This is a genomic window from Leptospira kmetyi serovar Malaysia str. Bejo-Iso9 (assembly GCF_000243735.2).
GTDB classification, from domain to species: Bacteria; Spirochaetota; Leptospiria; order Leptospirales; family Leptospiraceae; genus Leptospira; species Leptospira kmetyi.
On sequence record NZ_AHMP02000003.1, the window covers coordinates 3,026,277 to 3,051,681 of the forward strand.

Annotated in this window: 23 protein-coding genes and 1 pseudogene; 20 read left to right on the forward strand and 4 right to left on the reverse strand. The window is 42.7% G+C overall.

Annotated elements, in window-relative coordinates:
* Positions 1–188: 188 nt before the first annotated feature.
* From dnaN to lenA, 7 genes and pseudogenes are all read left to right on the forward strand, one after another.
* A complete protein-coding gene (gene dnaN / locus LEP1GSC052_RS16570; RefSeq protein WP_010573138.1) occupies positions 189–1,310 on the forward strand; it encodes a DNA polymerase III subunit beta in 1,122 nt (373 codons plus the stop codon).
* Entirely contained in the window at positions 1,310–2,407 is a 1,098-nt protein-coding gene (recF, locus tag LEP1GSC052_RS16575) for a DNA replication/repair protein RecF (RefSeq protein ID WP_020986778.1), read from the forward strand. The genes dnaN and recF overlap by 1 nt, the downstream gene beginning before the upstream one ends.
* Complete coding sequence (locus LEP1GSC052_RS16580) at positions 2,404–2,868, forward strand: DciA family protein (RefSeq protein WP_020985819.1); 465 nt, start codon at positions 2,404–2,406, stop codon at positions 2,866–2,868. Before recF ends, LEP1GSC052_RS16580 begins: the two co-directional genes overlap by 4 nt.
* A 65-nt stretch (positions 2,869–2,933) precedes the next feature.
* A complete protein-coding gene (gene gyrB, locus LEP1GSC052_RS16585) occupies positions 2,934–4,859 on the forward strand; it encodes a DNA topoisomerase (ATP-hydrolyzing) subunit B (RefSeq protein ID WP_020986389.1) in 1,926 nt (641 codons plus the stop codon).
* A gap of 18 nt (positions 4,860–4,877) precedes the next feature.
* Positions 4,878–7,382 carry a DNA gyrase subunit A gene (gene gyrA, locus LEP1GSC052_RS16590; RefSeq protein ID WP_010573136.1) on the forward strand — a complete coding sequence of 835 codons (2,505 nt, stop codon included), beginning with the start codon at positions 4,878–4,880 and terminating at the stop codon, positions 7,380–7,382.
* A gap of 3 nt (positions 7,383–7,385) precedes the next feature.
* Positions 7,386–8,342, forward strand: a complete 957-nt coding sequence (gene dusB, locus LEP1GSC052_RS16595; protein WP_010573135.1) for a tRNA dihydrouridine synthase DusB — start codon at positions 7,386–7,388, stop codon at positions 8,340–8,342.
* Positions 8,343–8,459: 117 nt separating this feature from the next.
* Positions 8,460–9,151, forward strand: a pseudogene (gene lenA, locus LEP1GSC052_RS16600) (lipoprotein LenA).
* A gap of 92 nt (positions 9,152–9,243) precedes the next feature.
* Here the strand turns inward: lenA and LEP1GSC052_RS16605 are convergent.
* On the reverse strand, positions 9,244–9,807 hold the full coding sequence (locus LEP1GSC052_RS16605; RefSeq protein WP_010573134.1) for a lipoprotein LipL21: 564 nt from the start codon (positions 9,805–9,807) through the stop codon (positions 9,244–9,246).
* Positions 9,808–9,945: 138 nt separating this feature from the next.
* On the opposite strand from LEP1GSC052_RS16605, the gene LEP1GSC052_RS16610 reads away from it, so the two are divergent.
* On the forward strand, positions 9,946–11,502 hold the full coding sequence (locus LEP1GSC052_RS16610) for an LIC10012 family protein (RefSeq protein ID WP_020986119.1): 1,557 nt from the start codon (positions 9,946–9,948) through the stop codon (positions 11,500–11,502).
* A 20-nt stretch (positions 11,503–11,522) separates the two neighbouring features.
* Positions 11,523–12,434, forward strand: a complete 912-nt coding sequence (locus LEP1GSC052_RS16615; protein ID WP_010573132.1) for an AAA-type ATPase lid domain-containing protein — start codon at positions 11,523–11,525, stop codon at positions 12,432–12,434.
* Here LEP1GSC052_RS16615 and holA read toward each other — a convergent pair.
* Entirely contained in the window at positions 12,376–13,464 is a 1,089-nt protein-coding gene (gene holA, locus LEP1GSC052_RS16620; protein ID WP_010573131.1) for a DNA polymerase III subunit delta, read from the reverse strand. The two genes, LEP1GSC052_RS16615 and holA, sit on opposite strands and share 59 nt — an antisense overlap.
* A gap of 86 nt (positions 13,465–13,550) precedes the next feature.
* Between holA and LEP1GSC052_RS16625 the strand changes: the two genes are divergently transcribed.
* Positions 13,551–13,766 carry a hypothetical protein gene (locus tag LEP1GSC052_RS16625; protein ID WP_010573130.1) on the forward strand — a complete coding sequence of 72 codons (216 nt, stop codon included), beginning with the start codon at positions 13,551–13,553 and terminating at the stop codon, positions 13,764–13,766.
* Here LEP1GSC052_RS16625 and LEP1GSC052_RS16630 read toward each other — a convergent pair.
* Positions 13,757–14,320 carry a nucleoside triphosphate pyrophosphatase gene (locus LEP1GSC052_RS16630; RefSeq protein WP_020986073.1) on the reverse strand — a complete coding sequence of 188 codons (564 nt, stop codon included), beginning with the start codon at positions 14,318–14,320 and terminating at the stop codon, positions 13,757–13,759. The genes LEP1GSC052_RS16625 and LEP1GSC052_RS16630 overlap by 10 nt on opposite strands.
* A 60-nt stretch (positions 14,321–14,380) precedes the next feature.
* Here LEP1GSC052_RS16630 and LEP1GSC052_RS16635 point away from each other — a divergent pair, with 60 nt between their 5' ends.
* From LEP1GSC052_RS16635 to LEP1GSC052_RS16660, 5 genes are all read left to right on the forward strand, one after another.
* A complete protein-coding gene (locus LEP1GSC052_RS16635; protein WP_020986799.1) occupies positions 14,381–15,286 on the forward strand; it encodes a hypothetical protein in 906 nt (301 codons plus the stop codon).
* A gap of 14 nt (positions 15,287–15,300) precedes the next feature.
* Positions 15,301–15,789, forward strand: a complete 489-nt coding sequence (locus LEP1GSC052_RS16640; RefSeq protein ID WP_020986484.1) for a hypothetical protein — start codon at positions 15,301–15,303, stop codon at positions 15,787–15,789.
* A gap of 4 nt (positions 15,790–15,793) precedes the next feature.
* Positions 15,794–16,537 (forward strand): SDR family NAD(P)-dependent oxidoreductase, encoded by a 744-nt coding sequence (locus LEP1GSC052_RS16645; RefSeq protein ID WP_010573126.1) that lies wholly within the window; start codon positions 15,794–15,796, stop codon positions 16,535–16,537.
* An 18-nt stretch (positions 16,538–16,555) separates the two neighbouring features.
* Positions 16,556–17,164, forward strand: coding sequence for an L-threonylcarbamoyladenylate synthase (locus LEP1GSC052_RS16650; RefSeq protein ID WP_010573125.1), 609 nt, complete (start codon positions 16,556–16,558; stop codon positions 17,162–17,164).
* 141 nt (positions 17,165–17,305) lie between these two features.
* Positions 17,306–18,985: an FG-GAP and VCBS repeat-containing protein gene (locus LEP1GSC052_RS16660; RefSeq protein ID WP_010573124.1), complete on the forward strand. Its 1,680-nt coding sequence runs from the start codon at positions 17,306–17,308 to the stop codon at positions 18,983–18,985.
* Here the strand turns inward: LEP1GSC052_RS16660 and LEP1GSC052_RS16665 are convergent, their stop codons facing one another.
* Positions 18,986–19,342 (reverse strand): arsenate reductase family protein, encoded by a 357-nt coding sequence (locus tag LEP1GSC052_RS16665; protein ID WP_020985870.1) that lies wholly within the window; start codon positions 19,340–19,342, stop codon positions 18,986–18,988.
* 178 nt (positions 19,343–19,520) lie between these two features.
* Here LEP1GSC052_RS16665 and fliG point away from each other — a divergent pair, with 178 nt between their 5' ends.
* The 5 genes from fliG (at position 19,521) to LEP1GSC052_RS16690 (ending at position 25,402) form a co-directional block, all read left to right on the forward strand.
* Complete coding sequence (gene fliG / locus LEP1GSC052_RS16670; RefSeq protein ID WP_010573122.1) at positions 19,521–20,498, forward strand: flagellar motor switch protein FliG; 978 nt, start codon at positions 19,521–19,523, stop codon at positions 20,496–20,498.
* 66 nt (positions 20,499–20,564) lie between these two features.
* Positions 20,565–22,805, forward strand: a complete 2,241-nt coding sequence (locus LEP1GSC052_RS16675) for an adenylate/guanylate cyclase domain-containing protein (protein WP_020986320.1) — start codon at positions 20,565–20,567, stop codon at positions 22,803–22,805.
* Positions 22,806–22,855: 50 nt separating this feature from the next.
* On the forward strand, positions 22,856–23,341 hold the full coding sequence (locus LEP1GSC052_RS16680) for a hypothetical protein (RefSeq protein WP_341476204.1): 486 nt from the start codon (positions 22,856–22,858) through the stop codon (positions 23,339–23,341).
* Positions 23,313–24,527, forward strand: a complete 1,215-nt coding sequence (locus LEP1GSC052_RS16685; RefSeq protein ID WP_020985733.1) for an LIC10025 family lipoprotein — start codon at positions 23,313–23,315, stop codon at positions 24,525–24,527. Before LEP1GSC052_RS16680 ends, LEP1GSC052_RS16685 begins: the two co-directional genes overlap by 29 nt.
* A 170-nt stretch (positions 24,528–24,697) precedes the next feature.
* Entirely contained in the window at positions 24,698–25,402 is a 705-nt protein-coding gene (locus LEP1GSC052_RS16690; RefSeq protein ID WP_010573119.1) for a urate hydroxylase PuuD, read from the forward strand.
* Positions 25,403–25,405: the final 3 nt, after the last annotated feature.

Consider the following 25,405-nt stretch of genomic DNA (forward strand, 5'->3'; position numbering starts at 1 on the left):
TGTCGCTTCGAGATCAAAAATTGACCAGGAATTATGTCGGAAAAGAAAATTCTCTTTTCAAAAAAAATGAGACATATTTCCGTATTCTATAGGAATAGAAATTTATGTACATATTTACAGGTACTACTCCTACTACTGTACAAGAATAAGAGATCTATTTAATTAAGAAAGAATCTAGGAGAGACAAGTTGAAAATCAAAGTCAATACATCGGAATTCTTAAAAGCAATTCATGCAGTGGAAGGTGTAATCTCCGCAAGAGAAATCAAATCCGTATTATCAAATCTTAAAATAGAAGCGGAAGGTAAGGAAGTTTTTCTTTCCGCAACCGATCTTGAAATTTCCATCAAAACTTCCGTGCCCGCGGATGTGATTCAACCCGGAAGCATTTCGTTACCCGCAAAACAACTTTCCAGTTTTTTCAAAACGATTCACTTCGAAGAGACGACTTTATCTTTGGAAGAATCAGACGGAGAATCTTCCATCGCTTATATCACCGACGCTTCCGGTAAGAACGATTACAAATCCAAGATCAGCGGAATGGACGCGGAAGAAATCAAAACGATTTCCAAAGTGAATTCTTCCCAAGTGTCTTCTTTTCCGAGCACTTTGATAAACGACATGATTCGTAAAACTTCTTACGCGATCGCTCACGAAGATCAGAGATTTATTTTCAACGGTCTTTATATGATTCCCGACGGAAACAAATTGATCTTTGTAGGAACGGACGGAAGAAGACTTTGTAAAATCGAAAGAAGTCTTCCTTCTCCTTTGCAATTTAAGGATTCCATCATCGTTCCCGCAAAAGCGATTCGCGAAATTTCTAAAATGATCGCGACTTCGGAAACCGGCAACATCGGTTTGATCGACAGTCAGATTTACGCTTCTGCGAATAACATAGAATTGTTATGTAAGTTGATCGAAGGAAATTTTCCTAATTACGAACAAGTGATTCCTAAAAGCACTAAATTCTCCACAAGCATTTCCAAAGAAGAATTTCAAGTTTCTCTCAGACAGGTTATGACCGCGGCGGAAGAACCGTCGAGACAAGTAAGACTTACGTTCAGCAAAAACAATCTGAATTTATTCGCACAAACTCTCGGAGCTTCGGAAGCGAGCATCAACAAACCGATCGAATATTCAGGAGACGAAATTACGATCGCGTTCAAGGGAGAATATCTCATGGATATTTTCAGATCCATCGATGACAACGAAGTAAAGATAGAATTTTCGGATTCCAGTTCTCCGGTTATATTTAAAGATCCTTCCGATCCGGAATTTATTTCCGTTATTATGCCGATGAAGCTCTGATGTTTTTAAAACAACTTACGATTCAGAACTTTAGAAGCCACGAAGAACTGAGCCTGGATTTCGATTCCAGGCTTATTTTTTTTGTAGGGGATAACGGAGAAGGTAAAACGAATCTTCTCGAAGCGATTTGTATGTTGTCTTGGTTGAAAAGTTTTCGAGAATCGGAAGACGCTAATCTGATCCGATGGGGTTCGGCGAATTATTTCCTAAGAGGAAGAATCAAGGAAAATCAAAAAGAATCCGTTTTGGAAATCGGCTTTATCGCAAAACCGACCGTGAAACGGAAATTGAAGTTCAATCAGGAAGAAGTAAAAAAAAGAACCGATCTGATCGGAAAGTTTATTACGGTTCTTTTGACTCCGATGGATTTAAAAATCATAGAAGGCGGTCCAGCGGAAAGAAGAAAGTTCGTGGACGCTTTTATCTCCTCCTTCGATCCGAATTACCTCGATTCTTTATTGGAATATAATAAAATTCTAAAACACAGAAACGCTCTTTTAAAATCGGGCAATCCGGATTCTTCCCATCTTTCCGTTTGGGACAAACGACTGATTGAAAAAGGGGTTTTGATTCTTCAAAAAAGAAAAGAAATCGTCGAAGAACTGAATTCTTTTTATCAAACCAATTTGGATAAACTCAGCGGCGGCAGAGACGGTCTCGAACTGATCTACAAACCGAACGTTCCCGATGAAAACGAATTCATGGATAAACTTACACGCAACTTAGGAAGGGATTTGAGACTCGGTTATACCTCGGTAGGAATTCATAGGGACGATTTGTTCATCGGTGCCGAAAATCGGGACATTACGGAATTCGGTTCTCAAGGTCAAAAAAGAAGTACGGTGATCGCCTTAAAAGCCGCGACTTTCAATTATTATAAGAATGTTTTGAATACCACGCCGGTTTTGTTAATCGACGACGTGATCCGTGAGTTGGACGTAAAACGCAGAGAATATTTCGTGGATCTTGTGATCAACGCGGGTCAGGCATTTTTTACCACAACCGACTTGGAAGGAATTCAGGATTATGTCGGTAAACTCGAGGATCAAAAACAAATCTTTTTAATCCGACAAGGAACCGTCCAATCCGTAGTATGAACGACGATTTGATTTCATCGAAAAAAATCGAAACTGCGGAGTTTCGTTCCGTTTTAAATCAAATGGGGATTACGGAAGAAAGTCTTCAAGAAAAAATTTCACTTCATACTTTGAGAAACCGTTGGAAAGAAATTGTAGGACCGGTGTTTGCAGGACATTCCGAAGTCAATTCGATTCAATTCGGTAAGTTGAGAATCGTCGTTTCCCACAACGCTTATAAACAAGAATTGCTTTTTTTACAAAATCGAATCTTAAGAGAGTCCGCTCGATTCTTGGGAAGAGGAACCGTTCGTTCCATTGAAATTTCCATCGGTAAACTAACTGCTTCTTATGCGCCGGCATCGCCCGAGACCAAGGAAAAAAAAGGCTTAGAAGGCAAAGAAGATTTAATCGCTATTCTTGAAAAAGAAACGGATCCCGAAGTTAAAAAACGTTACCTCGAGATTCTTCAATATCTTTAATCATTCGATGAATTTCCTTGCCTCCCTATGGTTTTCAGGAAAACTATTCCTGAGGTCCGAAAAAAATGAGCCAAGAAGAAGCAAGCTACAGCGCCGGTCAGATCAAGATTTTAGAGGGTCTGGAAGCTGTTAGAAAACGTCCGGGTATGTATATCGGAACTCAGGACGAGACCGGACTTCACAAAATGGTCTACGAAGTCGTGGACAACTCTGTCGACGAAGCGATGGCGGGCCATTGCACCGAAATTAAAATCAGCATTCTTCCGGATAACATCATCGAAGTAAGGGACAACGGCCGCGGGATTCCGGTCGACATTCATCCCGACAAAAAAATTTCCACGATTGAAGTCGTTATGACCATTCTCCACGCGGGTGGTAAGTTTGAAAACGACGCGTATAAGGTTTCGGGCGGTCTTCACGGGGTAGGGGTTTCGGTCGTAAACGCGCTTTCCGAATATCTCGAAGTGGAAGTTCATCAAAAAGGAAAATGTTATACTCAAAAATACGAGAAAGGTATTCCCGTTTCTCCAGTGGAACTTAAGGGAGAATCTTCGGAAAGAGGAACCACGGTTCGTTTTAAACCGGACGCTTCGATTTTTACCACGGTCGATTTTCAGTTCGACGTTCTTTCCGCGCGTTTCAGAGAATTAGCATTTTTGAATAAAGGTCTTATTCTCATCGTCGAAGATCGCAGACGCGGAAGCGAAGGGGAGAATCTACTTCGAAACGAATTTCAGTTTTCGGGCGGGATCGTTTCGTTCGTCGAGCATATCAACGAGAACAAACATCCGATGCACAAGGTGATTCACTTTGAGCGAAACAAAGACGATGTTTTGGCCGAAATTTCGATTCAATATTCCGAAACATATACGGAAAGCATATTCTGTTTTACGAATAATATCAACAACAACCTCGGTGGAACGCACTTGGAAGGTTTTCGCGCGGCGCTTACAAGAACGTTAAACGACTTTCTGAAAAAAGATACGGTTCTTGCAAAAAAACATCCGACCGGTCTTTCCGGAGAAGATGTTAAGGAAGGTTTGACCGCGGTCATTTCCATCAAAATTCCACAACCTCAGTTCAATTCTCAGACGAAAGAGAAATTGGTGAACGCGGAGATCAAAGGGATTATGCAAACCTTAACCTCCGAAGGTTTGAACTTGTTCTTCGAGGAAAATCCGAACATCACCAAAAAGATATTAGAAAAATGTATTCTTTCCGCAAAGGCGAGAGAAGCCGCTCGTAAGGCGCGCGATCTTACCCGAAGAAAAACGGTTTTGGAAGGCGGCGGTCTTCCCGGTAAACTTGCGGATTGTTCCGAAAAAGATCCCGCTCTTTCCGAACTTTATCTGGTAGAGGGTGATTCCGCGGGCGGTTCCGCGAAACAAGGAAGAGATCGAAACACTCAGGCCATTCTTCCTTTGAAAGGAAAAATTCTGAACGTGGAAAAAGCGAGATTGGATAAGATTCTTTCCAGCGAAGAAATTCGAGTTTTAGTTTCCGCGCTCGGAACCGGAATCGGCGAAGACGAATTCAACATCGATAAGATTCGTTATCATAAAATTATGATTATGACGGACGCGGATATCGACGGTTCTCACATTCGTACGTTGCTCCTTACATTCTTCTTTCGTTATATGCGTCCCGTGATTGAAAGAGGTTTTCTCTACGTCGCACAACCTCCTTTGTATCTGATCAAACACGGAAAGAATTCCACTTATGTTTACTCGGATAAGGAAAAGGAAGAATTACTAAAGACCGTAGGAACGGAAAAAGTAGTCATTCAACGATACAAGGGTCTTGGTGAAATGAACCCGGAACAACTCTGGGAAACCACGATGGATCCTTCGAACCGAGTCGTTTTAAAAGTTAAACTGGATGATTTCGTGGAAGCGGAAGAAACGTTTAACATTCTTATGGGCGACGAAGTTCAACCGAGAAAACAGTTCATTGAAGTGAACGCGGCTAAGGTAGCCAACCTGGATCTTTGATCCGAAGGGAATTCAGAAATGAGTCAAGAGATGGAAAACGAAACAAAAGTCCTTAGCTATAATATCTCGGGAAAACCGGATATTGCCGAAGCCCTAAAAAACGGTGTTCGAGTTATTCCCGTAGAAATTGAAGATCAGATGAAGGAAGCGTATTTAGGTTACGCGATGTCGGTGATCGTCGGTCGTGCCCTTCCTGATGTTAGAGACGGTTTAAAACCCGTTCACAGAAGAATTCTCCACGCGATGAACGAACGCGCTTGGAGAAGCGATCGCCCTTACGTTAAGTGCGCTAAGATCGTGGGGGAAGTGATCGGTAACTATCACCCTCACGGCGACGCTTCCGTTTACGAAGCTCTCGTAAGAATGGTGCAGGACTTTTCCCTTCGCGTTCCATTGATCGACGGACAAGGAAATTTCGGTTCCATCGACGGTGATAACCCGGCCGCGTATCGATACACGGAAGCGAGATTGGAAAAGGTCGCGGAAGAATTGTTACGCGACATCGAAAAGGAAACGGTCAGCTTTTCACCTAACTACGATGATACGAAACAACAACCCGACGTTCTTCCCGCTAATTTTCCGAACTTACTCGTAAACGGTTCTTCCGGGATCGCGGTGGGAATGGCGACAAACATTCCTCCGCATAACCTAAAGGAAACGATCGAGGCCGTGATCGCGGTCATTAAAAATCCTGAGATCACAATTCCCGAACTTTTAAAAATCGTTCCCGGCCCGGACTTCCCGACTTCGGGAATTATCATAGGCGGAGAAGGTTTAATCTCCGCTTATACGACCGGAAAAGGATCGATTCGAATTCGGTCCAAGGTCGACATCGAAGAAAAGAAAAACGGAAGAGAAGTGATCGTCGTTACGGAAATTCCGTATCAGGTGAATAAAAAAGTTCTTCTGGAAAAGATCGGAGATCTCGTTAACGAAAAACAAATCGAAGGAATTTCCGAAATTCTCGATCTCTCGGATCGAAAAGGAATTCGAGTTGAAATTCATATTAAAAAAGACGCAAACGCTCAGGTCATTCTAAACCAGCTTTATAAGATGACTCAGCTTCAGGTGAGTTACGGAATCACGATGCTCGCGATTCTCGATAACAAACCTAAGATTTTTAATATTAAAGAAATCTTAACCGCTTACGCCGCGCACCGAAGAGAAGTAATCGTAAGAAGAACTCAGTTCGATCTTGATAAGGCCGAAAAACGCGCGCATATCTTGGAAGGATTGAAGATCGCTCTTGAGAATATCGAAGAAGTGATCAAGGTCATCCGAGCTTCTAAAAATCCGCCGGAAGCGAAACAACAATTGATGATTCGATTCAGTCTTTCCGAAGTTCAATCGGACGCGATCTTGGAAATGAGATTGCAAAGACTTACTTCTCTCGAAGTTCAAAAGATCATCGACGAATTGGAAGAAGTAAGAGCTTTGATCGTGGACTTAAAGGATATTCTCGCGAAACCTTCCCGCGTGAACGAAATCGTCTGCACCGAACTTCAGGAAGTCGGCGATAAATACGGAAACAAAAGAAAAACCGAAATCTCCATCGAAAGTATAGAAAGTTCCTCGTTTAACGCGGAAGACTTAATCGCCGACGAGGAGATCGTAATTCAAATCACGTACGATCAGTTTATCAAACGTCTGCCGATCGACACTTTCAAAAGACAGAAACGCGGCGGAAAAGGAATTCAAGGTCTTTCTCAAAAACGCGACGACGTCATCAAGATCATGAAAGCCGCGATGACTCACGATAGCATCATGTTCTTTTCGAATATCGGAAAGGTTTATGTGATGAAGGCTTACGAGTTACCGATCGCTTCCAAAGAAGCTCGAGGAAAATCCCTCAAGGCGATCATCAATCTTAGAGAAGACGAATACATCTCTTCGGTTTTTGCATTCCGAGAAGAGGACATGGATAAAGATCTTCTTTTGGTAACGAGACGCGGTTTTATTAAACGAATTCAATTGAAGGAATTCGGAAACGTAAAAAAATCCGGAATCATCGCCATCGGTCTTAGAGAAGGCGACGATCTTATCAAAGTGGAAGCGATCAACGATAAGGACGAAGTCATCATCTTTTCCAGAAAAGGATTGGCGCTTCGTATCGAAGGAAATATTATCCGCGCTCAAGGAAGAACCGCAAGCGGCGTGACCGGAATGAGACTTGCCGAAGACGACGCGATCGTAGGTTTGAGTAAATTCAAAGAAGGCGAAGATATCTTCGTCGTTTCCGAAGAAGGTTACGGAAAACGTCTTGGCTTTGAAGAGTTTGCCGCAAAAGGAAGAGGCGGTAAAGGAATGGCGTATCTAAAGGTTACGGAAAAGAACGGATTCTCCGTTGGAACCGGCTCCGTAGGAAGCGAAGACGAAATCATTCTGATCACGCAACAGGGAATGACGATTCGTATCAATGCATTCGATATTTCTAAACTAGGAAGAACTGCGGTCGGAGTTCGTATCGTAGATCTAAAAGACAACGATAAGGTTCAGGACTTTACGGTTCTCGGCGAGAGCTGATCCATGATTCAAATCGGAAATGTTACGATCCCGGGGAGAATTTCTCTTTCTCCGATGGCGGGCATTTCCGATTCTCCCACTCGTAGAATTTGTAGAAAATTCGGAGCGGCCTTTTCTTATACGGAGTTCGTCAACACGGACGAACTCGTTCATCGCGCGCCAAAAGCTCTGAAGATGTTCCGCTTTCATCCGGAAGAACGCCCCATCACCTTTCAGATTTTCGGGAATCGATTGGAGATCATCGCCGAAGCCGCAGAAATCATTCAGGAATTAAAACCGGATATCATCGATTTGAATATGGGTTGTTCCACTCGTAAGGTTTCTTTGCGCGGAGCCGGCGCCGGACTTCTTCGTAGACCCGTGTTAGCCGGAAAGATTATCGAAGCGATGAAAAAACGAGTCAACGTTCCGGTCACTGCAAAGATTCGCATCGGATGGGATTCCACATCTCGCAATTATCTAGAAGTTTCGAAAATTTTGGAAGAATCGGGAGCCGATGCGCTTACCGTTCATGGTCGAACGAAAGAAATGGCTTACACCGGTTTGGCGGACTGGAACGCGATCGGCGAAATCAAAGCGCAAAGAAAAATTCCGATTTTCGGAAACGGAGACATCAAAAGTTTTCAAGAAGCGAATTCTAAAATTCAAGAATACGGTCTGGACGGTGTTTTGATCGGCCGAAGTGCGATTGGAAATCCTTGGATTTTTTCCGAAATCAAAAAGGAAGAATTATCCTGGTCCGATGTTTCTGAAGTAATACTCCAACATCTTCGTTGGATGATCGAGGACTTCGGGGAAGAATTCGGTCTTTTACTTTTCAGAAAGCATCTCGTGAAATATCTAAACGGTCTTGAATTCGATCCGGCTTGGAAATCCAAGTTACTCGAAATCAAAGAATGGAATCGATTTGAAGATCTTCTTTTGTCCGATCAAAGACGGAATGTTTTAGCCGTTCTCTAAACCCTCTCCATTATTTCTTGACTAAATCTTCCGTGCGCTTAAAAACTTCGACAAACGAACGGAGAACTCACGTAGGAAAGTATAAAGTTATTCTTAATTCTTTCCTTAGCTATTCTGATGATGGTCGGATGTAAAAAGTAAGAAAAAAGCCGGAAGCGCAAATCTTAGGAACTAGATTCGCAAACTTCGACCAATGGATTTATAAAGTCCCGGGTTCCGAAAAAAAAGAAGATCAAGTCAGTCTCGTGTACGGGATGGAAGAAGTAACTGGTTTGGAAACCGTAGACGCGGAAGTGACCACGAAAAAAGGAACTTCGACCGTTACTTTCATTAAGGTCAAAACCGTAGAAAACAAAGAAGGTTATGCGCCCGTAAAAAACTTTTCGGAAAACGTTTACTTTGTTTTGAACGATTCGGATGACGCATTCGTAAAACCTACGATTACCGCGAATACAAAGGGAAAGTTAAAAAGAGGAATGTATTGTTTAGAACAGGAAGTGATCGGAGAATTCTCCAAAGTCACTTGTTACGATTCGATTTTAACGGAAGATAAATTGAATAACTATTACGACGTTTGGATCAAAACGGTTTCCGCTTCCTTAAGCAAGGACGCTCTTTTGGGAGAAACCGTAAAACTTTTGAAAAAATCCAGCCAAGAACTTGCGAAGTATAATTCCGCTTCCGATGAAGAGAAAAATAAAATTCTTCAAGTGGCTACCGAATCTTTGAAAAAGGCCGCTTCAAAACAGGATGAATTTGCCGCAGATGTAAACACTCTCGCCGGAAAATTCGGAATCGTTCTTCAGTAAAAATTAAGAGATTCTTTTATCCGAATAAAAATAAAAAACCCCGCTGAAAAAGCGGGGTTTGCAAAACAGAAAGCTTTTTATAAGTTAAAAGCTTATTGTTTGTTGGAAACCTCTTGAGCTTTCGCTACGAGAGCATCCTTTCCACCAGGAAATTTAGCGTAAATAACACACTGACATTCTTCCCAGTTGTCTTTAGAAACATCTTTTGGATCGGAACCGGAACCGGTTGCTTTACACTCGTAAACCCCAACTCCTTTTACAACACCTTGAGATTGAGAAACGATTACGGATGCAGTTGCTTCACCGTCGGATACTCCGGAAGCCGCTTCTACAGTCTCACCAACCATTTTCTTCACAACATCGGACGCGCCTTGAAGTCTGGATGCTTCACGGCAGGTAGATTGCATCATAGCCTGGCTTTTTTTAGCTACAGCTTTTGCGGAAGCTCTGGAAGAAAACTTAATGTAGTACCAGTCTTTTGGACTAGTGTCTCTTGGTGTTTTTCCGTCGTTTCTTTGTTCAGGTGCGCCACCCCATCCTTCGAATGTCCATCCACCGTCACCTACAGTCGTTGCGTCTTTTTGTCCTGTGTCAGTGCTGGAGCAAGCCGCAAAAATCATTGTTGCTACAGATAGAGCGATAAGTCTATTGATCATTATTTTCTCCTTGATCTACTAAATGAAAAAAACTAATACTTTACTGAGTTTATGCAACTCATTTTTTAATGGGTTGCTTTGAATCCTAGATTTCCTCATATTAAAAGTAAAACCGATTTGCGTCGCACTAGGTTGTTCATGTTAAGAAATTTATTTTTTTTCCTCTGTTTGATGGCTCATCCAGTATCTTCCACGAGTATAATTTTCCTTCCGGGTAAGGTGGAAGGAAATCTTCCCGCTACTTTGGAAAGAATCGATGACAGATCGCAAGAAATTTCCAAATTTGGGGCTTTTTACGCCAACCTACTGTTAAGAGCAAAAGTAGATACCACGGAAAGAATTCGAGATAAAGAAATTTTTTATAAATTCAAAAGTTCCCGTTACGGAAAAGAAGACTTCGCAAGAATTTGCTCCGAGTTATCCGTAGATTTTTTAGTCCGCGATGAAATTGGTTTTCAAAACAACATTTCTTTGGATCGTGCTGTTTATAATTGTACGCAGAGACAATTGGACGAACTGCATCTTTCCGAAAAATCGGACCTTTTCTTTTTGATGCGATCTATGACGGAACGTTCGTTTCCTTGGATTCCTTCTAAACGAAAACAAAACACCACTGCAGTATCCAAAAAAACTGCAAGAGAATTGATCTTCGTAATCGATCTTTCTCCTTCTTTTCAAAGAGAAAGGGAAGAATGGGTTCAATTCGTAAAAAACGCTTCTTGGGATTCTATGACTGGGATTCGAATCGTTACGTTTTCCGAGGGAAAAGTTTCCGTTCTTCCCAAAGCAGGTTCTTTGGCGGAATTGAGAACGCAAATCGGAAGTTTAAAATCCTTCGGTAAATCCAATTTGGACGATTTATCCGAAGCATTGATCAGCACGAAAAGAACTTTGATGCAGTCCGGTGCGCGTTCTCAAAGTCTTCAAGACATAATCATTCTTACCAACGCAAAAGGAAAAATCCCGAATCCGACTTTGGCTTCCGCGGTTCAAGATTTTCAATCCTCCGGATATAAAATCCAAATGTTTACGGCTCCGTATTTTTCCTCGGCTCAAACTCAGTTTTATAAGGGAATTCTTCCCAAAGGAAATCTCTCTGAAATAACTTATTTCAGAAGAGTCAGCACGGCAAAGGATTCGAAAACTCTGTTGTTCCGAGGCAGACAGATTTATTTTACATATTCGGACGTTTCACCAAGTCAAATCCCGGTGGAATCCTCGCTCAATAAGGTTTCTTATTCGGGAAAATACTCGGAATCCGAATCGATCAATCCGCTCAATTTCACGGAAATTTATTCGGAACTGACGGGAGATAAGATTCTCACCTCGGATTCTTTACAGGATAATCTTTCTTTTTTGCTTTCCCAAATTCTTTTTAAGGATGAATTTAAGGCGGAAGGCGGGACGGAAGTTTTGATAAAATCCGGTGAAAAAGCGTTTTGGATTTCTTTACCGATCGGCGTCAAAACCCCGCAGGTCGACGAACAGATCGCCTATCAAACGACTTATGTTCCATCGGGAGGTTCCGTGGACGGTGTTTCGAACGTTGCAAATCTCACGGAATCGTATAAGGTTTCGCCTTCTCAGATTTTGGAATGTACTCCGATTCAGGTAAGAAATTATTTTCAAAATACGAATAAAAGTTCCTTTGATTGTATCGTCCGAGGTAAAGTTCTCCAGGTCAAAGGATTATAATCTTCGCAAAGGGATCCCATTTGAATGCCGAAGAACATATTTTCATAAGCAACGCCTCCAACTCGGTTAAGATTTTAAATCGATTGAAGTCGTTGTCTCAGAACAATCTGCCCGTTTTCGTTACGGGAGGACCGGGCACGGGAAAAACCTTCGTTATCAATCTCATCGCAAGTTTATCGGGGGAGAATCCTCGCGTTCTCGTTTTGGATTCGGATCATATCGAAAACGAAAAAACCTTGGAGTCCATTCTTTCCAAAGGTGAGAATACGTACTTCGTCTTTAAGGATTTTTCGAATTTCCCGAAGGAGATCCAAGCGTTTCTGCTGAAAAAAATCAGGGAAAACCAAAACGAATCAAATTCCGCGGCGTCGTCGCGTTTCATTTTTCTTTCCGGCAAAGAATGGAAACAAAAGCTCGAAGCCGGACAAATCTTAGAATCTCTTTATTTCGAAATCTCTAATTTTCGTTTGGATCTTCCCGATCTTCGGGAAAGAAAGGAAGACATTCCTCTTTTGATTAAACACTTTTTGGAAATACTTTCCGAAAAACACAAACGCAAAGAAATCCGATTGAGCGAAAAACTATATCAGCTTTTGCTAAATTACGATTTTCCCGGAAACGTAAGACAACTGAAGAATCTTTTGGAAAGTATGGTTTCTTTGTTTGCGGTTCGGATGCTCGACGTAAAACATTTGCCCCCGCAGATGTTCGAAACCTCGTATGTTTATTCGGAGTTTATAGAAGTCAAAACCGGAATTCCCTTAAAGGATTACGAACGGGAAATCATCAAAAAAAATCTGATCTTAGTGAACGGAAACCGCGAAAAGGCCGCGAAGATCCTCGGAATCTCCGAAAGAACGATTTACAGAAAGATTATAGAATTCGGTCTTTCCGGCGAAGCTGAAGGAAAAAATCCTCCATCCGGCGGTTGAAATAAAATTCCGATTCTTCCTTTTCCGAACCCGTTTTGATTCGGATGTTCATCTCTATTATAAAATCGTAAAGTTCTCCGATGATCTTATCGGAAAAAAAAGTGGATTCCTTTCTGAGTCGATTGCGCACGAAATTCTTTCTTGCGGGGCTGTAGGATTGGATGTCGAGATATTCGTAGAGTTCTTCGTCCGAAAGGGTCGCTTCGTATTTTCTCGAAATGATTTTGTATTTGCGGAGCTGATCGATTCTTTCCTTGAGAATGGTGAAAAACAAAAGCAAAGAATCCCTTCCGCTCTGAAACTTTCTAAATTCCTTAAAAAAACGGATTCGATCCGATTCCATAAAAAAATCGACCAAACCGGAAGAATTGAATTCTCCGCTGAACAAGAGAACGTCTTCTACGTCTTGTTTGCTGAAAGATTTTTTGACGAGATACAGTTTGAGTTTGGAAAGAGATTGAAGATATGCGCCCATCGAAGGAGGAATCTTATGAAGAAACTCGTCCATCGCGTCTTCGTCGAGTTGAACTCCGATTTCCTTACAAGCCTGTAAAAGACCGCCTCGGGTTTCGTTCGGATAAAAGTTTTTGGTTTTGATCAGATTGGCTTTTCCGCCGAAGATAGAAAGAACCTTGTTTGGAACTTCCCAATGATTGTAATGAACGAGAAGTTGAATCGAATCGGGAAAATTCGAAAATTGTTTTTGTAAGGATTCGTTGTTCTTTCCTTTTCCGCTCGAGATCGGTTTGAAAAATTCAAGACCGGATTTGATGATGAACAACTTTCGATTCGAGAACATATCCAAGTTGAACGCTTCGGATTGAAACCGTTCAAAGTCGCCCGGTTCCGAAACGAAGATTACGATTTCGAAAGGTTCTCCCGTTTTTCGAATCGCTTCCTTGTATTTTTCCGCGAGAATTTCGAACTCGTACGATTCTTTGGCCGCGACAAAAACGATCTGCGGTAATTCTTTCGCAAAGTCGGAAAGGAATTCTATGGAATTTTTATATTCTTTGGTTTTGGCGGCCATGATTGTTCGATCGAAAACGGTTTGAACCGGTTAAAAAACCGGAAGAATCGTTTAAGCTAAAGAATCGATTCTCCGAAGATTAGAATATGAATATCAGCTCCGGAGTCCAGAGGATTTCTTACCCAAACGAGGCTTTGACGTACGTAAGTCCGGCTCGTATGGGCGGAAAAATCCAGGCCGTGGAACCGATTCGTCGCGAAGATTTTAACCCCGATCGTAGCTTGGGCGGAAAAAGTCTTTCTTCTCCTCCGAAAGAATCGACGCCGACCACACGCGGAAGTCTGATCGATTTCTACGCGTGATTTCCTTTTAAATATTTTTTCCAAAGTCCGTGGTATTGAAAAAACATTCTCAATGGAAACCCGAGAATGTTCGTATAAGAACCGTCATACGATAACACCGGTCCTTCCTCGTCTTGAACTCCGTAACTTCCCGCTTTGTCAAAGGGAGAATATTTTTCAACGTATTGCCGAATTTGATCGCGGTTCCATTCCTGAAAACGAACTCGGGAAGAATCGAACGCAAACTGTTCGAGTCCTTGATCGTATATTCCTAATCCGGAATACACGATATGCGTTTTGCCGGATAATCTTCCCAACATTTCCATCGCTTCGGGAAAGTTTTCGGGTTTCTGGAGAATGGAATTTTCATAAACCACGATCGTATCGCAGGAAATCAGAAATTCTTCCTCGGATCTTGTGCCTAACTTGGCCAAGGTGATTCTTTTTAAATATTCAAGAGGACTTTCTCCGTGAAGGGAACTTTCGTCCACGTCCTCGGGCTCCACTCTAAAATCCAGATCCAGGGATTCTAAGATGTGCTTTCTCCGCGGAGATCTGGATCTGAGGACGATCATAGATCCACAGTTTGAGAAAAGCCTTGCTTTGCACCCGTTTTCCTGCCGATATTGGTAGGGATGAAAGAGAATCAGCGAACCTTGCGGAACAAAATCGAATTCGGAATTTTTGTCCTTTTTCTGATCGGAGACGTTTCGATTTTTTCTCAAACGGCTCCGAACGAATCCAAGGATTCGAAAGAAAAACAAAAGATTCAATCCGACCGGGAATTGATCGAAACCGGGAAGTTGGAATCGATTCGTAAAAAAGCCTATCTCGGGTTGAAAGGAATTCGCGTTTCGCTTTTAAACTTCGGTAAAAAACAGGATCTCGATAAACTCGCAAACGACTACGGACAAGCCGAAACTCTTTATCTCAAAGCGGAGTACGGAAACGCCACGACCGCGTTCGAAAATATTTTCAAAACGATCGTTCCCTTGGAAGAAACGATTCGCAAGGACTACGAGAATCGATCCGTTCAGCTCGGGCAGGAATTGGCGCCTCAGATCGTCTCGATCCGTTTGGACGAAAAAAATAAAAACCGTTCCATTCTTCCCGTATTAGAAAAATATTATACTCGTTTCGGTGAAACTTCCAAAACCGCGACCAAGGATTTGGAAAAAGGAGAACGAACATCCGCGCTTTATTATCAAAGACAATCCTTGCTCGCGTTGTATCAAGCGAAGATATTGCTGGGAAAGAGCGAGGATTCTTCGCTTTCTCTTTCCGATAAAATTTCCAAAAATAAAATCCTCGAAACCGATTATCTCAAACCGGAAGAATTGATTTATTGGGACGACGCCGAAGGAAGATTGAATTCTGAAGCGGAAGAAGAAAGAAAAAAGGATCGGGCAAAAACCTTAAAGTCCTACGAATGGAGATTGGGAATTTCCTCCGGTAAACTACAGAAAGAAAACGAACCGAAAGGACAGGAGCCGACTTCCGGTCCTTCCAATTCTCCGAGTTCGAATAAAACAAAACCGTAATATTGAATAAACGTATGATTCTTTTTCGTAACAGCAAACTTTGGATTTTGTTTTTGATTCTTTTCGTTTTCTCTTCTTGTAGAAGGGGAAGTTTCGATCGAGTCAAAGAATCCAGTTTTCAATATCTCTGCAAAGAATATCTTCTATTCTGCGACAAGATCGTCGCTAAAATCGATATGTTCGATTGCGATCCTTTGCACAATACGTATGAAAGCGACGGCGCGCATTATATCAATCGGGAAGTTCTCGTCGACGATCTGACCGTTGAAAAAGAGGAAAAGAGAACGGAAATCTTCGATCCGTACTCGGAAAAAAAACCTAAAAAAGAAAAAACAAAGGACACAAGTTCGGACTTCGGAAAAAACATTCGAATCGATTCCCGCAAACTGATTCGAACCTTCGATACGGAGCGCGGAAAAAAACCGGCCATAGGCAACGGCGGAGAATCCATCGGAGAGATCCGTCCTTGTTATCCGGTGAAACCACAATACAATCAGGAGTAATACATTGAGCGATTTATTTAACGTAAAAGGTAAAACCGTTTTGGTTACGGGTTCCACGCGCGGAATCGGAAGACATTTTGCGGAAGGTTTTAAAAACGCAGGTGCGATCGTTTACGGAACGGGCTCTTCCGAAGAATCGATCAAAAAATTCGAGGGCTCGAGAATCAAAGGTTTTGCCGCGGACATTCGTCAGCCGGACGTGATGGCTCCGATCATAGAATCCATCGTCAAAGAACACGGAAAATTGGATGTGCTCGTGAACAACGCAGGAATCGCTTCGAATAAACCGGCCGCATTTTTAAAAGAAGACGAAATCGAATCCATCATCCAGACGAATTTTACCGGTGTGTTTCGGGCTTGTGCGGCTTACTATAAGATTCATAAAAAGAAGGGCGGGAATATTATCAATATTGCATCTATTCTCGGGATGAGAGGAACCAAATTTGCATCGGTTTATTCGGGAACCAAAGGCGCGGTGATCAACATGACTCGAGCGCTCGCTGTGGAATGGATCGGCTCCGGTTATCGAGTGAACGCGATTTGTCCTGGCTTTATCGATACCGATATGACCGAAATGATTAAAGAAAAACCCGATGTTATGGAACAGATGCTAAACGCGATTCCTATGGGAAGATTGGGAAAACCGGAGGATTTAGTCGGTGCGGCGATTTTTTTTGCAAGCGACGCTTCCGCCTATGTCACCGGGCAAACGATCGTAGTCGACGGAGGAATCACCGCGGGACTCTAAAAAAGAGTCTAATCAATAATGATTCTTTCCTTACACCCGATGAATCCGGAAAAAAGAAAACTCCAACAGATTTCCGAAAAACTGTTGGAGGGGAAAGTCTATATATTTCCGACCGATACGGTTTACGCTTTGGTGGCGGATTCTCAATCGAAACCGGGTGTGGAAAAATTATACGAACTGAAGAATATTCCGAGGAACCAACCGCTTTCCTTGCTTTGTCCGAGTATCTCTGTCGCCTCCAATTACATCGAACATCTTCCGAACGACGCGTTTCGGTTGATGAAAAAAATAACACCCGGTCCTTTTACTTTCATTACGCGCGCGAACAAACATCTTCCCCGCGTTTCCTTTTCCAACCAAAAAGAAAAACAAATCGGAATCCGAATTCCCGACGCGGTTTACTTGCAGGAATTGATGAAGATTCATCCGAATCCTTTGACGTCGACCTCGGTTTTTGCAAATGACGAATTTATCATCGAAGTGGAATCCCTGGAAGAAATTTACGGAAAACGAGTAGAAGGTATCGTAGACGGCGGAATCGTAGAAGTCGAACTTTCCACGATTCTCGACGTTACCGAAGACAAGATGATCGTTGTCCGAGAAGGCAAAGGCGCCGAACTTTTATAAGTTCGATTCTCCAAAAAATATTAGGAAATTTATTTCAATCCGAAACTCTGCCTGAAAAAGAGTACTGAAATTAAGAACTGTTTCGTCTCTTTTTAATACGACATCGGTATTTAATTCCGTTTTCCAGGGGCGCGTTTTAGTATGAATCGTTTTCTTATTCTTCTTTGCGCTCTTCCATTTCTCAGTCATTGCGCCATTAAATCTATGGAGAACGCCTGCGATCTCTCCGGTTCTCTTTTTTACAAATCCGAGATCGTGAACTTTATTTTTACCGGCGGGCAAGCGAGCGTTTGCGGGCTCAGTTCCAGTTTACCGAAGGCGACCATTCTCAACATAAAAGACAAGGGACGTTTGAACTCGGGATTCTTAATCGGAGAAATGGATTCTTCCGTGGAAGGGGTTCAAGTGGCTTTGGACGACGGTCCGTTTTTGGATGCACAAAGTTCGGGAATCCAGTGGAAGTTTCAACTTCCCGCCGCCGGAGTTCCGTCGACCATTCCTTCTACGGGAGTTTGGAAAGAATGGAGTTTGCACACGATTTCGATTCGTACGAAATTGAGAGGTTCCTTCTCGTTTCCCTTAACGATCAAAATTCAAAAGGGTTTGAATAAAGATATAAACGGCGATGGTTATCCGGACGCGTTGATCGGTTCACAAGCCTCAAGTCGAGTAAGAGCCTACCTTTCTCTCGGAAAATCGAAAGCCTTGAATTCAGCTCCGGTTACACTGATAACCGGTGCGGGTGGTTTCGGTTATTCCGTTAAATTGGGAGACGTCGACGGAGACGGATATGCGGATGCGTTGGTCGGAAGTGCGACCAACACGTTTGCGGTTTATCTTGCAGATTCGAGTACGGGCGGACTTTTTACAACTGCGATCAGTTCGTTCTCCATCGGTACCGGCGGACTTTTGAATGTGGAAATGGGCGACATGAACGGCGACGGTTTTTCAGACGTTCTGATCGGCGCGACTTACGATTTAGGAAACGTAGGTCGTCTTTATTTATACAAGTCAAACGGAGTCGTTTCACAAGGTATCACTTTCAGTCAGCAGATTAGCAACCCCGGACTTGCGGGAAGTACGCAATTTTTCGGTTATGCGGTTGCGATGGGAGATGTGAACGGAGACGGTTTATCGGATGTCATTTCCGGCTCGGTCGGTTCGAGTCAGCTCGGAGCTACGTTCGTTTTTCTTGCACAAAGCGGAGGAACGTACGCCGCTTATTCACAAACGATTCCCGGTACTGTTTCCAACCAATGGTACGCAAATGCCGCGACTACGGTCGATATAAACCAGGACGGATTAGCGGACGCCGCGATCGGAGCTTATCAAGAAGCGGGCACGGGCCGAGTGTATTCTTATTTGTCCAATGGAAGTACTTTGATCGGCGCGATCAACAGTCCCGTTGTAGGATTGAGCGGATCGACGACCGGAACGACGGTAGCGGCCGGAGATTTGAACGGAGACGGTCTATCGGATCTTTTTGCGGGAGGTTACGCGTACACAGCGACTTATCCGAATCAAGGCGTCGTATTAACGTTCTTATCCGACGGTAACCCGAACGGTTTTCTAAATTCTTATCTCAATCTTTTGACTGAACCCGTCAGCATGGGCGAAATGGGAATGGGGCTCGCATCGGCCGACATCAACGGAGACGGCTTCAGCGACGTTTTGATCGGCGCCTCCAATTCCGTGGGCGGATCGAATTTGGGAACCGTTTATCTTTATATCTCCGATGGAGCGGGAGGTTACATCACCGCTCCGCAGATTTTCAACGATCCCGATGTGAACGGAGCTTTCGGAATTTCAGTCGACCTTTGATTATCGAATCTGTTTCTTCCATTCTTCTTCTTTAAAACCCACAAAACCGAAACCGTCTCCGAGAACGAAGGGACGTTTTACGAGATTTCCGTTTTTGGAAAGAAGTTCCAATTGTTCGTCGAGCGACATGGAACCGAGTTTGTCTTTAAGACCCAATTCTTTGTAATCGCCGCCGGAAGTGTTGAAGAGTTTTTTCGATTCGTTTCCGACATATTTGAGCATCGTTTTGAGTTCGGTTTTTTTAGGAGGAGTTTCGCGGATCGGAAGAACTTCCAATTCCACTTTTTTTCCGGAAAGGAATTTGAGCGCGTTCCTGCACGTAGAACAGTTTTTGTATTCGTAAACTTTTAGTTTCAAGATGATTCTCCCATTCCGAAACTCTTCGATTCCCTCGAACGGTCAAGTTTTCCGAAAATTCTTTTGAGAAAGGGAGAATCCGTTCTTTCCGTCCTACAAAATTCTTCCTTTTGGTTAAAAATCTTTTCGTTGAAATGCCTCGTTTTAACCGATAGGATTCTTACAGGTAGTCTCGGACGTGCTGAATAAAAAAACAAACCTAACCGGAAGACAGAAGGCGGCGATTTTTCTCATCGCCGTCGGAAGCGAAGTTTCTTCCGAAATTTTCAAGCACCTCCGGGAAGACGAGATCGAACAGATCACGTTCGAAATCGCGCGTCTTGATAAGATCACGCCCGAGGACAAAGAAAAAGTCTTAGTAGAATTCAACGAGCTGATGATGGCTCAGGAATTCATCTCCAACGGTGGTATCGACTTCGCGCGAGGACTTTTGGAGAAGGCCCTCGGAAATCAAAAGGCGATCGACATCATCAATCGACTTACTTCTTCTTTGCAAGTAAGACCGTTCGACTTTATTCGAAGAACGGATCCGCAGCACTTATTAAACTTTATCCAGAACGAACACCCTCAGACGATCGCTTTGATTCTTTCCAATTTACCGCATACGATTCAGGCGGAAGTCGCGAAACGAATCGCAACGATGGACCGGGTCAGTCCGGACGTACTTCGAGAAGTGGAACGGGTTCTTGAAAGAAAACTTTCCACTTTGGCGTCAGAAGATTATACTTCTGCCGGTGGTATCGATTCCGTGGTCGAGATTTTGAACTTGGTCGACCGGGGAACGGAAAAGACGATCATCGAAGCCTTGGAAGAAGAGGACCCCGAACTTGCGGAAGAAATCAAAAAGCGAATGTTCGTCTTCGAAGATATCGTCCTTTTGGACGACCGAGCGATTCAGAAAGTTATGCGCGAAGTGGATAACTCCGACCTCGCGAAAGCACTCAAGTCCGTCGATACCGAAGTTCAGGAAAAAATCTTTAAAAACATGTCGAAACGCGCGGCGAACCTTCTCCGAGAGGATATGGATTTTATGGGTCCGATCCGGATTAAGGACGTGGAAGACGCACAGCAGAAAATCGTTAACATCATTCGTAAACTCGAAGACGCCGGTGAAATCGTCGTTGCCCGCGCCGGTGAAGACGAACTCGTTATGTGATCTAAATTTCCGTTTTTGGAAAGAAATTTCTTTCGTTTTGAATCCTCCTCAATGGAATCTGTCGGCATGATCCGGGTCTTTAAACTTATTACGATCTCCTTTACCTTTTTGTCCCTTTTGTCTTGCGGATACGATTCGAATCTGGAGATCCTGGATCTTACGAACGCCGATTGGCAAGCGACCTTAGGCAATCACGTAAAAACTAAATTAGAAAAATCGAATTCTTCCGGTTCGTCCCAAATCAAAAAGAAGAACAAGGAAAAAGAATCGAACGAACCCGAGAATTGGAAAACGATTTCCAATTTCCCGGTCGGCTTCAATGCACTTTTTGAAATACCGGAACAATCTGGTTATCACGACGTAACGGTAAAGGCGGAGTTTTCCGTTTTTCCGGATTCGGCGTTCTTGCGTTTGCCGACCGCGATTTATCTTCCGGACGTCGGTGAGAATTGGCAACTTTACTTAAACGGAACTTTAATCCGCAACGAAAGATTTCCGCAAAATCCCGAAAGCACGGATTTAACTCCAGGGATTAGAAGATCCTTAAAATCAGTAACGCTACCGATTCCTTCCGGTGTTTTAAAGGAAGGAAAGAATACGATCTTTCTGTATATAATCGGAGAAGCGAATCTTACGCCGTACGTACAAAACGACCATTTCGGATTTTATCACGCGAGCGGTTATAGAATTTCCTCGTTTCAACAAATCTACGAATCCACATCCGAATACTTCGAGGTCTTTTTATACGGAATCTATTTCATATTCGGAATTTATCATATACTTTTCTACGTAACCCGAAGACAGGATCTGTATTATCTTTACTTCGGGATTTTTTCGTTCGTTTCTTCGGTTTATTTCTTTTTTTCGTCGAATCTGATTTTTCAGAAATTCGTGAATCAGAATTCCGAAATCGATAGTACGATCTTTTTCAGAGTGGAATACGCTTCGTTGATGTTGATTCTTCCTTCGTTCTTCTATTTTTTGAAGGAATATTTTTATCCAAAGGAAATGCTGAAAATCGTTCCGGCAGTTTTGGTAACCTTTTTAGTGGGTTTGTCTTTTCTCGTTCTTGTTTCTCCGTTCTCCTGGACTCACGTAGCGTTAAAGCTCTGCCAACTAACGATGATTTTCTTTTTGTTCTACATTCTGTTTTTTTCGATTCAAACGGTACGGAAAAGAAAAGCGGATTCGCATAAGATGTTGGCGGGTATCGCGGGTTGTATCGTATTTGCGGTTTGGGATTTACTCGATTCCATCTTTAAGATCATTGGACTTCATTATCCATTTTTCAAGATCGCCTACTCGTTGTTTATCGTTACGATCATCAGCATTCTCGTTTCCAGATACATTCAACTTTACAAGGACGCGCAACTCCTCAACAAGGAACTTTCCAATCAGAAGGACGCATTCTATCGATTCGTTCCCGCGGACTTCATTCGGATTTTGGATAAGGAATCTCCGGTTTCGATTTCGATCGGAGACAACAAAGAAAAGTCGATGACGGTTTTATTTTCCGATATCCGGAATTTTACGAGCATATCGGAAGCGATTCAACCGAGTCAAACGATCGCATTCTTAAATTCTTATCTTTCCGAAATGGAAGACCTCGTATATAGAACCGCTGGATTCGTGGACAAGTATGTGGGAGATGCTGTGCTCGCACTTTTTGCGGATTACAACGAAAGAGTGGAAAAGGAGAATTTCAATTCCGCTGACAACGCGGTCGAGTCGGCGATTCGAATGGTAAGCGCGGTTCAATCGGGAAGAATGCAGGAAAATTTTTCGATTCCTTCCCCTTGGAATAATTTGGAAATCGGAATCGGGATCAACACCGGTTCCTTGATTTTGGGAACGGTCGGAAGCGAAAGGAGAATCGACACGACCGTAATCGGAGACGCGGTCAATCTCGCCTCGAGGCTTCAATCCTTAACTTCGCTTTATCAAAGTAGAATATTAATTTCTCATCATACGTATCTTCAACTTCATCGAATGAGTGAAATCGGAATGAGAATGATCGACACGGTTTTCGTAAAGGGAAGAAATCAACCCGTGGACATTTACGAAGTGTTCGAATCCGATCCCGAGGATATAAAAGAATTCAAAATCAAAACCTCGGATCTTTTGGCGGAAGGAATTTCCGAATATAAATCGGGTAAGTTCGAAGACGCGTCCAAAATTTTTAAACAACTCTATCGCGAAGAATCCAGGGACAATCTTTCCAAGATTTATTTAAAACGATGCAAACTCTACGCGTCCAAACCGCCCGAAGATAACTGGGACGGAATTTTTCGTTTTCAAAACAAGTGATTGGACTATTAAAAAATCTCCATCAACGTTTTGCGGAAACGTTTTTAAAAATCGCTTTAATAATTTCGTTTTTAATCGGAAATGCTTCGATTTTTGCTACGGATCTTCCCGAGTTTCAACTCAAAGATCAAAGAGGAAAAATTCTCAGCTCAAAAACTCTAAAAGGAAAAACCGTTTTTCTTTTGGGATGTTCTTATCGGGACGTCGTTCTTTGCAGAAAACACGGACGCAAGATTTATTGGAGAATGCAGAATCTCATCGACGAGTCTAAAGATTTTGTGGAGTTTATCGCCTTTTTAGATCTCAGAAACGCGCCGGGAGAAGTCCAATCCTATATCGATGAAAATCGATCTAAAAATTACGAATCGATTTTTTTAGATACAAAAGGCGTTTTATCTACCGGAATTCGGTCGAATTTTTCTTGGTTAAGAATTTTTTCTGGGAACAAGAAATTACTTTTTGAATCTTATTATACGGAAGTGGACGATCGGACTGTAGACACTCTTTATGAAATCGTACGAAAACAAAGGAAATAAAAGCCGCGTTCTATTTTGCGTTTCGATTTGTTTTTTCCTTTTTCACTGCGTACAAAAAAAACCGCAACAAGCGGCCTATTGGAAAGAATATCTTTCCTATCAAAAAAACATAACCAACGAATATCCCGTCGGCGGCGTTCGAAACGCGTTATTCGGAAATCTTACCTCCGCCGACGAATCTCTTTTACAAGAGAAAGACGGGATTCTTTCGATCAATTTTTATCTTCAGAAAACGAATCACGGATTTCGAAACGTTCTTACCACCGAGAAAATTCCGGACAACGTTCCCTATCAAATTCATGCGGATTATTTTCCTTCGTTGTATAAGGATCAAAAAACGTATCGAATGAAACGGAAAACGATTTCGATTCTTCCCTATTACAGTTATCTCGATTTTTTTCAACACGTGGATCGACTTCAGAATTTTTTACGTTCGAGTTCGACCGATTCGAACAAGTTCGCTTCGGTCTCGAGCGCACATCGTTATCTATGTACCGTATCTCATTGCGATTCGGGGAGAATGGAAAATTCTTCCTGGCTTTTATACGAACTCGACGACTCGACGGAAGCGGCCTTTCCGCAGTTTTATAAACGGTTTCATAAACTCTTAAATCAAGTCGCGTATCGAATCACCGTTTTTAAGTCCGGAGAATTCTTAAACGGAATCGAACTTTATAACGATGGAACCAAGACGTATTTGAAGATGCCCCATGTTCCCGCGGGATATTGGAGCAAGCCGGAAACTTTACATGTTCGTGTTTCCGCCTTCGTCCAGGTTTACGGACTCAAAATTGATATTAGAAGTTTAGGATATAGATTGAGGTTTCATTCTTCCAAAAACTACGAAAAAGTTACGGGAGAATTTTCCAAACTTCCGGAAAAGAAAATCAGCGGACGTTTTCTTCAGATCTTTCCACCCGGAATGGTCAACTGGTTTATACCGGGCGACATGGACGAATATTTCGATCAGCTCTTTCTTCTTCTTGTGGAAGGAAGCGACGGGAACGGAGGAAACATATTCGAATCCGAGTCCTTCCGAAACGGGGACAAGATGAAGGTGATTCTAAAATCTCAAGCTGAAATTTTTAGAAATCGTTTTGCACCTTTCCGTTCTTCGAATGAAAAAGACGACGATCCTTCCTTCTGGGACTTTCTTCAGAAAATTCTAATGGAAGACCTTACTTAAAGTGCACTTGAAGTTTGTCCTCAAGAAGTGTATTTTATTTTCTCTTAAAAATTAGAATCTTTCTAAAGTGCTTGACTGAGAGTATAATTTCCAGGATTTATTTTTAGTTCTGGCGCTCGATATTTCTGGAGCGCACAAAATTATAATTCAATCGATGAATTGGAGGTATTATGGAAGGAATCGCTCTTTTTACAAGCCAAGGCTTGTATTTTATCTTTAAGTGGATCCATTTCCTCGCGGGAGTAGCTTGGATCGGACTTCTTTGGTACATTAACTTCGTACAAGGTTCTTTCTTCGCTGAAACCGACGCTGATACAAAGAAAAAAGCGACTCAGCAATTGGTTCCAAGAGTTCTTTGGTGGTTCCGTTGGGGCGCGATGTTTACATTCTTGAGCGGTTGGGCGATGATCGTCTACGCGATCGTAAACGGAACGACTCTCTCAACCGGTCAATGGCTCGCGGTGATTCTCGGCGGCGGCTTACTCGGATCTTTGATGTGGTTCAACGTATGGTTCGTGATTTGGCCCGCTCAAAAAGTTGTGATCGCGGCCGCTAAAGGCGAAACCGCGGAGAACCCCGCTCCCCGCGCCGCAAGAGGTCTTCTTGCTTCCAGAACGAACACGCTTCTTTCGATTCCTATGTTGTTCTTGATGGGGGCAGCAAGAAATCTTCCGATTTCTTTCGACGTAACAAGTGCGGAAGCACATACGTTCTTAGGCGTAATTCTTGCGATCATCGTTTTGGTTGAAACCAACGCGTTAACCGCAACACCTGAAAGCGCGACTTTCAAACCGATCAAAACCGTGAAAGGTGTGATTACATCCGGGTTTGTTCTTTCATTGATTATCTACATTCTTCTCGAGGTTCTGCTTTAAGTC